This window comes from Escherichia sp. WS3063 (assembly GCF_046486595.1).
GTDB classification, from domain to species: Bacteria; Pseudomonadota; Gammaproteobacteria; order Enterobacterales; family Enterobacteriaceae; genus Escherichia; species Escherichia coli.
The window spans coordinates 47,616-55,301 of sequence record NZ_JBJQKY010000032.1 but is presented as its reverse complement, the minus strand read 5'-3'; the positions used below and the strand labels follow the sequence as shown (position 1 = coordinate 55,301).

Here is a 7,686-nt window from a genome sequence, read left to right as displayed (position 1 = left end):
CAGTAGTGAAGTAGTGATTCACGACTTCAAGGCGCTTTTCAAAAGGGTATTTTGGCTTTGACATATCAGGGGCTATTCCATTTCATCGTCCAACAAAATGGGTGCAGTACATACTCGTTGGAAATCAACACAGGAGGCTGGGAATGCCGCAGAAATATAGATTACTTTCTTTAATAGTGATTTGTTTCACGCTTTTATTTTTCACCTGGATGATAAGAGATTCACTGTGTGAATTGCATATTAAACAGGGGAGTTATGAGCTGGCGGCGTTTTTAGCCTGCAAATTGAAAGAGTAAGCGTCTTCGGCGGGAAGTTATTCCCGCCTTTCTTACGGCGTTGCGCATTCTCATTGCACCCAAATTTATTCTTCACAAAAATAATAATAGATTTTATTACGCGAACGATTATTTATTTCCTGAATAAACAAATAAAAAAATCCCCGCCATTTGGCAGGGATCTTAGATTCTGTGCTTTTAAGCAGAGATTACAGGCTGGTTACGTTACCAGCTGCCGGGCCTTTAGCGCCGCTTTCGATGGTGAAGGACACTTTCTGACCTTCGTCCAGAGATTTGTAACCATCGTTCTGGATAGCAGAGAAGTGTACGAACACGTCTTTAGAGCCATCGTCAGGAGTGATGAAGCCGAAGCCTTTGTCAGCGTTGAACCATTTTACGATACCAGTCATTTTACCGGACATAGTGTATTACCTTTAATAATTAAGTGTGCCTTTCGGCGATATGGCGTGCTTTACAGATTTTGAAGCGTTAAAGGAATGTGCACTACGAGGGGTATCAACGATAACTCTTGAAGGGACTTGCCTTACTACACTGCTTTAATGGTCTGTACGTCAAACCGTTGATGTGCATTAAGCCACGCATTGGCGGGTGATGCAACAATTATTTTTCATATTTATGATTAATCGGTTGGAAAACGGTCCTGTCATCAGGACCGTAAACAGCAATAAAGTGGATAAAAGTCTATTCCATCAACTGCTTACTTAATGCCGGGTTGGCTTGAATCAAACGCATCAATTTTAGTTCGGCACTTGAAGGCTTCACGCGTCTGGATTCCCATTCCTTTACCATGGCGACTGATACGCCCAAAACCCGGGCGAAATCATCGATTTTTAACCCTGTCCCTTTTCGTAACTGCTCAATTTCGGTACAGGACGTTGTTCTGTGCGTCAGGGTAATTTTCTGCGTTTCATCTTTAAAAACAATCTGTTCCAGGCTGCTCAACAGCTCATGCATTGGATCTTTATATTCCATTGAAAACTCCTCAAATCACACTGCGGGATCGTGAATTGCATCGAAGCTCATTAAGAATAGTCGGGAAAAACAGACACAGCGGGGTGTAGTCAGGGCATGCTCTGGCTATGATTCGATTCAGCCAGTCATTTAGCGTGACTTATAGCCACCTAACGATCTGATAAATGCCGATATATCTCTTACCACTCCCGGTTTGTAAAGATTTCGAAAATCTAACGTTCTGAGAAGGCGTAAATCTCTGGCTACAAAAAAAGCAACGGCACTATCATTTTTTAACAATGAAACAACAAATTAACCTTGTTTCATTTTCTCCATGATTTTACCAGGAAGATTACGTAGAAAGGGTATCCTGCAAGCCTGTCCTGGACTATCCTTGTCACGTCAGACACGCGTGTGTCGTTGTGCGCTTTTTTTGGGTGAAAGGAGTAAGAAAATGGCGACAGGAAAGTCCTGCTCTCGCTGGTTTGCGCCTCTTGCGGCGTTATTAATGGTAGTTAGCCTGAGTGGGTGTTTTGATAAAGAAGGCGATCAGCGTAAAGCGTTTATCGACTTCCTGCAGAATACAGTGATGCGTAGCGGTGAACGTCTACCAACCCTGACTGCCGATCAGAAAAAACAGTTTGGTCCTTTTGTCTCTGATTACGCGATTCTGTATGGTTATTCTCAGCAGGTGAATCAGGCGATGGATTCCGGTCTGCGCCCGGTTGTAGACAGCGTTAACGCAATTCGCGTACCGCAGGATTACGTTACGCAAAGCGGCCCACTGCGTGAAATGAACGGTTCTCTGGGTGTGCTGGCGCAACAGCTGCAAAATGCGAAGTTGCAGGCCGATGCTGCACACTCTGCGCTAAAACAGAGCGATGACCTGAAACCGGTTTTCGATCAGGCATTCACCAAAGTGGTAACGACGCCAGCTGATGCATTGCAACCGTTGATTCCGGCGGCACAAACTTTCACGCAACAACTGGTGATGGTTGGAGACTACATTGCTCAGCAAGGTACTCAGGTGAGCTTTGTCGCAAATGGCATCCAGTTCCCGACGTCACAGCAGGCAAGTGAATATAACAAACTGATTGCGCCATTACCGGCACAGCATCAGGCGTTTAATCAGGCCTGGACTACAGCAGTTACTGCAACCCAATAAAGAGTAAAAGCCCGAGCGATTATCGGGCTTTACTCCACGCAGTCGCGGCTTAGTCCGCGACGTGCGGATTCACACAGTTCTTCTCAACCTTTCCTTGTAACGCATCAATCAAATTATCCACGGCACAGGCGGCCATGCCATAACGCGTCTCATGGGTGGCAGATCCAATATGCGGTACTGCGACGACGTTGGCCATTGAGAGCAACGGCGAATCTACAGACAGTGGCTCTTGTTCGAAGACATCCAGCCCGGCGGCGTGAATTTCCCCTTTCTGCAATGCAGCAATCAGTGCATTTTCATCAACCACCGGGCCACGTCCGGCATTAATGAAAATAGCGGAGGATTTCATTTTGGCGAATTGTTCTGCGCCAAACAGATGATGCGTTTCATCAGTTAACGGCAGGATCAGGCAAACGAAATCTGACTCTTGTAACAGTGTATCCAAATCGCAGTAGCGGGCGTTGAAGCGTTCTTCTGCTTCTTTATGGTGGCGACGTGCGTTATAGAGGATGGGCATGTTGAAGCCAAAGTGCGCACGTTGTGCCAGCGCCATGCCGATCCGTCCCATCCCGACAATGCCCAGTGTTTTATGGTGAACGTCAGTGCCGTACCAGTCCGGGCCTATGCTCGCGGTCCATTCGCCTGCTTTTACCCGTTCTGCTACCTCCACAACCCGACGAGCGGTAGACAACACCAGCGCCATCAGCGTATCGGCGACGGTTTCTGTTAATACGGTTGGTGTGTGCATCAGCAGAATTTTTCGGGCGGTAAGCGCATCGACATCAAAATTGTCATAGCCGACGGAGATCGTTGATGTGGCACGCAGTTTCGGCATTTTTTCCAGCAATGCGGCATCAACATTCTCATTTGAACCCAGCAAGCCTTCAGCTTCGGCAAAAATTGCTGCATTTTGTTCGACGGTTTGTGGGCTGAGGTTTGCCACCTGGTGAACGGTGAAATGTTCTTGCAGGCGTTGCAGTAAATCATCAGGTAAGGCTTTGTAGAGGATAACGGACGGCTTCATGCTTCTCTCCATTCACTGATAAGGCGATCACCTTAGCCTGAAATATGATGAAGGAAAACTGAAGAATGCCAGGTGATTTCTGTATCACCTGACATGAAAGGGATTACAGTGGGCTTAAGGTAATTTCTACACGGCGGTTTTGCGCCTTACCTTCTGCGGTGCTGTTGCTGGCGATTGGGTTAGCCGGGCCAAGGCCTTGAGTACGGATGCGGCTGGCGTCCACGCCCTGGGTGATCAACGCGCTGGCAACGGAATCCGCACGCTGCTGGGAGAGACGCATGTTCAGGTCGTGCCCCCCCGTGCTGTCGGTATAACCAATCACGTTAACCGCCGTTTTCGGATACTCTTTCAGTACCATTGCCACGCCGGTCAGGGTGTTAGCGCCCGCCGGTTTCAGGGTTGCGCTGCTGCTGTCGAAGGTCACATTGTTCGGCATATTGAGGATAATGTTATCCCCGCTGCGGGTTACGCTAACACCAGTGCCGCGCATTTTGTCACGCAGCTTCGCTTCCTGCACATCCATGTAATAACCAACGCCGCCGCCCAGAGCTGCGCCTGCTGCTGCGCCAATGAGCGCGCCTTTACCGCGATCTTTCTTCGAAGAAGAGAGCGCACCAATACCCGCGCCAACGAGAGAGCCCAGACCTGCGCCGATAGCAGATTTACCTGCTTCGCGTTCGCCGGTGTAAGGGTTAGTTGTACAGCCAGATACCGCCAGAGCGCCACTCACTACGGCGGCAATAAGATAAACACGTTTCTTCATTGTTAATCCTTAATAACCTTTTTATTCTTTGCCACGGGTTCCGTGGCGGGAGATTATGCCGCGTGAACATGAAGATTATTCCTGGGAATACTCGGAAATTTGTAAGTAATATTTAACTGCTCAATACATCTAACCTTTCAGGAGTCTTCGGTTTGGCCAACTCATCCTCACGATATTCCGTTCTGACTGCCGCCCACTGGGGGCCCATGCTGGTTGAAACCGACGGCGAAACCGTGTTTAGCTCGCGTGGCGCGTTAGCCACAGGAATGGAAAACTCCTTGCAGAGCGCGGTTCGCGACCAGGTTCACAGCAATACGCGGGTGCGATTTCCAATGGTGCGCAAAGGCTTTCTTGCGTCACCGGAAAATCCGCAAGGCATTCGTGGGCAGGATGAATTTGTTCGCGTGAGTTGGGATGAGGTGCTGGAGCTCATCCATCATCAACATAAACGTATTCGTGAGGCTTATGGTCCGGCGTCGATTTTTGCGGGTTCCTACGGCTGGCGTTCAAACGGCGTGCTGCATAAGGCCTCGACATTATTACAACGCTATATGGTGCTGGCAGGCGGTTATACCGGGCATCTGGGGGATTATTCGACCGGTGCAGCACAGGCGATCATGCCGTATGTCGTGGGGGGCAGCGAAGTTTATCAACAGCAAACCAGTTGGCCGTTGGTATTGGAACATAGCGATGTCGTGGTGCTATGGAGTGCTAACCCACTCAATACGCTGAAAATTGCGTGGAATGCATCCGATGAGCAGGGGCTTTCTTACTTTTCCGCACTGCGTGACAGCGGGAAAAAGCTGATCTGCATTGATCCAATGCGATCGGAAACCGTCGATTTCTTTGGCGATAAAATGGAGTGGGTGGCACCGCACATGGGCACCGATGTTGCGCTGATGCTGGGGATCGCCTATACGCTGGTGGAAAATGGTTGGCACGACGAAGCGTTTCTGGCGCGTTGCACCACAGGTTATGCCGTCTTCGCCTCTTATTTGCTGGGCGAGAGTGACGGAATAGCGAAAAACGCCGAATGGGCGGCAGAGATTTGTGGTGTTGGCGCAGCGAAAATCCGCGAGCTGGCGGCTATTTTCCACCAAAATACCACCATGCTGATGGCAGGCTGGGGAATGCAACGTCAACAGTTTGGCGAGCAAAAGCACTGGATGATCGTCACGCTGGCGGCAATGTTGGGGCAAATCGGCACACCCGGCGGCGGTTTTGGTCTTTCTTACCATTTTGCCAATGGTGGTAACCCCACGCGCCGCGCTGCGGTGCTCTCTTCCATGCAGGGCAGCTTGCCGGGTGGCACCGATGCGGTAGATAAAATCCCTGTCGCCCGCATTGTTGAAGCACTGGAAAACCCCGGTGGCGCATATCAACATAACGGTATGGACCGACATTTCCCGGATATTCGTTTTATCTGGTGGGCGGGCGGTGCCAACTTTACTCATCATCAGGATACCAATCGCCTGATCCGTGCCTGGCAAAAACCGGAGCTGGTGGTGATCTCTGAATGCTTCTGGACGGCTGCGGCGAAACACGCGGATATCGTTCTGCCTGCGACCACTTCGTTTGAGCGTAATGATCTCACCATGACCGGCGATTACAGTAATCAGCATCTGGTGCCGATGAAGCAAGTGGTGCCTCCACGTTATGAAGCGCGTAATGATTTTGATGTCTTTGCCGAGTTGAGTGAACGTTGGGAGAAGGGCGGCTATGCGCGGTTTACGGAAGGAAAAAGTGAGCTGCAATGGCTGGAAACGTTTTATAACGTTGCCCGGCAGCGCGGGGCAAGCCAGCAGGTTGAATTGCCGCCATTTGCTGAGTTCTGGGAAGCCAACCAGTTAATTGAGATGCCGGAAAACCCGGACAGCGAGCGGTTTATTCGCTTCGCCGATTTTCGCCGCGATCCGCAGGCGCATCCATTAAAAACCGCCAGCGGCAAGATTGAAATCTTCTCGCAGCGTATTGCCGATTACGCTTATCCGGATTGCCCTGGGCATCCAATGTGGCTGGAGCCGGACGAATGGCAGGGCAATGCCGAACCGGAACAGTTGCAGGTACTTTCTGCTCATCCGGCACATCGTCTGCACAGCCAGCTGAATTACAGTTCTCTGCGCGAATTGTACGCGGTGGCAAATCGTGAGCCTGTCACCATTCATCCTGACGATGCCCAGGCGCGCGGCATACAAGATGGCGATACTGTTCGGTTGTGGAACGCACGCGGGCAAATTCTTGCCGGCGCGGTCATTAGCGAGGGAATTAAACCTGGCGTGATTTGCATTCATGAAGGGGCATGGCCGGATCTGGATTTAACCGCTGACGGTATTTGTAAAAACGGCGCGGTGAACGTTCTGACCAAAGATCTCCCCAGCTCGCGGCTGGGGAATGGCTGTGCGGGTAATACGGCGCTGGCATGGCTGGAAAAATACAACGGTCCGGAACTGACACTTACAGCGTTTGAACCACCGGCCAGCTCATAATCCAGGTGGGTAGTTGGGTTTCATCCTGCCATGCGCAATCGACAATGTGAAAACCCTGCGCCTGGTAAAAATCTATCGCCGGTTGATTTTTTTGATAAACCTCCAGCATCAGATGGGGATGGCGCTGCTGCACATACTGCATTAGCGCCTTACCAATACCGCGTCTGACGGCCTTCGGTGCGACAAACATTGCAGCCAGAAATCGGCCTTCCATAATGCTGACAAAACCGAGAAGCTTACCGTCTTCTTCCCAGACCCAGTTTTGCGCGTTGGCAAGATAGGCATCCCGCACCAGCGGAATGCAATCACGCCAGTAATTCGCTTTTATAAAGGGATGCCCCCAGGTTGTACTTTCCAGCCACAGTTCGAGGATCGCGGGGAGTTCTGAACGTTGCGCTTCCCGAATCATGGTTTATTTCCCGGATAGCAACAGCAGCCAACCACATGATCATTCACCAGCCCACATGCCTGCATAAAGGAGTAACAGATTGTGGTACCAACAAACTTAAAACCACGCTTTTTCAGGGCTTTAGATAGAGCGTCGGAGGCGGGCGTAGATGTAGGGATTTCGCTCAACGTTGTGGCTTGTGTCACCTGTGGTTGATGATTGACAAACGACCAGACAAAGTCGGCAAACGGTTCGCCGTTCTGTTCCATTTGCAGGTACGCCCGCGCATTACCAATAATTGCCTGAATTTTCCCGCGATGGCGGATAATCCCGGCGTCCTGTACCAGTCTTTCGACATCCTCTTCCTGCATTGCTGCCACCTTCACCGGATCGAACTGATGAAAGCTGGCGCGATAGTTTTCGCGTTTTTTGAGGACGGTGATCCACGATAATCCAGCCTGCTGCCCTTCAAGGCAGATCATTTCGAACAGTTTTTTACTGTCAGTTTCAGGCACGCCCCATTCATTATCATGGTAGGCAATATAAAGCGGATCCTGACTCACCCAGCCGCAACGTTCCATACTTTCCCTCGCTATGTACCCGATCGTAAAAA

Annotated in this window: 10 protein-coding genes; 3 read left to right on the top strand and 7 right to left on the bottom strand. The window is 50.4% G+C overall.

The window, feature by feature from the left end; translation table 11 throughout:
- Window positions 1–143 precede the first annotated feature (143 nt).
- Entirely contained in the window at window positions 144–296 is a 153-nt protein-coding gene (hokA, locus tag ACJHYW_RS22200) for a type I toxin-antitoxin system toxin HokA (protein WP_001135737.1), read from the top strand.
- Here hokA and ACJHYW_RS22195 read toward each other — a convergent pair.
- The 3 genes from ACJHYW_RS22195 to ACJHYW_RS22185 form a co-directional block, all read right to left on the bottom strand.
- Window positions 273–344: a hypothetical protein gene (locus ACJHYW_RS22195; RefSeq protein ID WP_212734159.1), complete on the bottom strand. Its 72-nt coding sequence runs from the start codon at window positions 342–344 to the stop codon at window positions 273–275. The two genes, hokA and ACJHYW_RS22195, sit on opposite strands and share 24 nt — an antisense overlap.
- A 140-nt stretch (window positions 345–484) precedes the next feature.
- The gene (cspA, locus tag ACJHYW_RS22190; protein ID WP_000014594.1) at window positions 485–697 is read right to left on the bottom strand and encodes an RNA chaperone/antiterminator CspA; all 213 of its coding nucleotides are present in this window, start codon (window positions 695–697) and stop codon (window positions 485–487) included.
- A 280-nt stretch (window positions 698–977) separates the two neighbouring features.
- Complete coding sequence (locus tag ACJHYW_RS22185) at window positions 978–1,268, bottom strand: HTH-type transcriptional regulator (protein ID WP_000455798.1); 291 nt, start codon at window positions 1,266–1,268, stop codon at window positions 978–980.
- A gap of 433 nt (window positions 1,269–1,701) precedes the next feature.
- Here ACJHYW_RS22185 and ACJHYW_RS22180 point away from each other — a divergent pair, with 433 nt between their 5' ends.
- Window positions 1,702–2,412, top strand: coding sequence for a DUF3053 domain-containing protein (locus tag ACJHYW_RS22180; protein WP_000190516.1), 711 nt, complete (start codon window positions 1,702–1,704; stop codon window positions 2,410–2,412).
- 49 nt (window positions 2,413–2,461) lie between these two features.
- Here the strand turns inward: ACJHYW_RS22180 and ghrB are convergent, their stop codons facing one another.
- Together ghrB and ACJHYW_RS22170 are read right to left on the bottom strand one after the other, a co-directional pair.
- Complete coding sequence (gene ghrB / locus ACJHYW_RS22175) at window positions 2,462–3,436, bottom strand: glyoxylate/hydroxypyruvate reductase GhrB (protein WP_000805027.1); 975 nt, start codon at window positions 3,434–3,436, stop codon at window positions 2,462–2,464.
- A gap of 103 nt (window positions 3,437–3,539) precedes the next feature.
- Window positions 3,540–4,199, bottom strand: a complete 660-nt coding sequence (locus ACJHYW_RS22170) for an OmpA family lipoprotein (RefSeq protein ID WP_000747625.1) — start codon at window positions 4,197–4,199, stop codon at window positions 3,540–3,542.
- A 152-nt stretch (window positions 4,200–4,351) separates the two neighbouring features.
- Here ACJHYW_RS22170 and bisC point away from each other — a divergent pair, with 152 nt between their 5' ends.
- Window positions 4,352–6,685 (top strand): biotin sulfoxide reductase, encoded by a 2,334-nt coding sequence (gene bisC, locus ACJHYW_RS22165; RefSeq protein WP_000013984.1) that lies wholly within the window; start codon window positions 4,352–4,354, stop codon window positions 6,683–6,685.
- Here the strand turns inward: bisC and ACJHYW_RS22160 are convergent.
- Both ACJHYW_RS22160 and tag read right to left on the bottom strand, forming a co-directional pair.
- Complete coding sequence (locus ACJHYW_RS22160; protein ID WP_000617471.1) at window positions 6,654–7,094, bottom strand: N-acetyltransferase; 441 nt, start codon at window positions 7,092–7,094, stop codon at window positions 6,654–6,656. The genes bisC and ACJHYW_RS22160 overlap by 32 nt on opposite strands.
- Window positions 7,091–7,654, bottom strand: a complete 564-nt coding sequence (gene tag, locus ACJHYW_RS22155) for a DNA-3-methyladenine glycosylase I (RefSeq protein ID WP_000438962.1) — start codon at window positions 7,652–7,654, stop codon at window positions 7,091–7,093. The genes ACJHYW_RS22160 and tag overlap by 4 nt, the downstream gene beginning before the upstream one ends.
- Between the last annotated feature and the right edge of the window lie 32 nt (window positions 7,655–7,686).

What these genes read in the sequence shown, in the direction of transcription:
- tag (WP_000438962.1), bottom strand. Translation starts at nt 7,654, where the DNA reads ATGGAACGTTGCGGCTGGGTGAGTCAGGATCCGCTTTATATTGCCTAC.
- ghrB (WP_000805027.1), bottom strand. Translation starts at nt 3,436, where the DNA reads ATGAAGCCGTCCGTTATCCTCTACAAAGCCTTACCTGATGATTTACTG.
- cspA (WP_000014594.1), bottom strand. Translation starts at nt 697, where the DNA reads ATGTCCGGTAAAATGACTGGTATCGTAAAATGGTTCAACGCTGACAAA.
- ACJHYW_RS22170 (WP_000747625.1), bottom strand. Translation starts at nt 4,199, where the DNA reads ATGAAGAAACGTGTTTATCTTATTGCCGCCGTAGTGAGTGGCGCTCTG.
- ACJHYW_RS22160 (WP_000617471.1), bottom strand. Translation starts at nt 7,094, where the DNA reads ATGATTCGGGAAGCGCAACGTTCAGAACTCCCCGCGATCCTCGAACTG.
- ACJHYW_RS22185 (WP_000455798.1), bottom strand. Translation starts at nt 1,268, where the DNA reads ATGGAATATAAAGATCCAATGCATGAGCTGTTGAGCAGCCTGGAACAG.
- hokA (WP_001135737.1), top strand. Translation starts at nt 144, where the DNA reads ATGCCGCAGAAATATAGATTACTTTCTTTAATAGTGATTTGTTTCACG.
- ACJHYW_RS22180 (WP_000190516.1), top strand. Translation starts at nt 1,702, where the DNA reads ATGGCGACAGGAAAGTCCTGCTCTCGCTGGTTTGCGCCTCTTGCGGCG.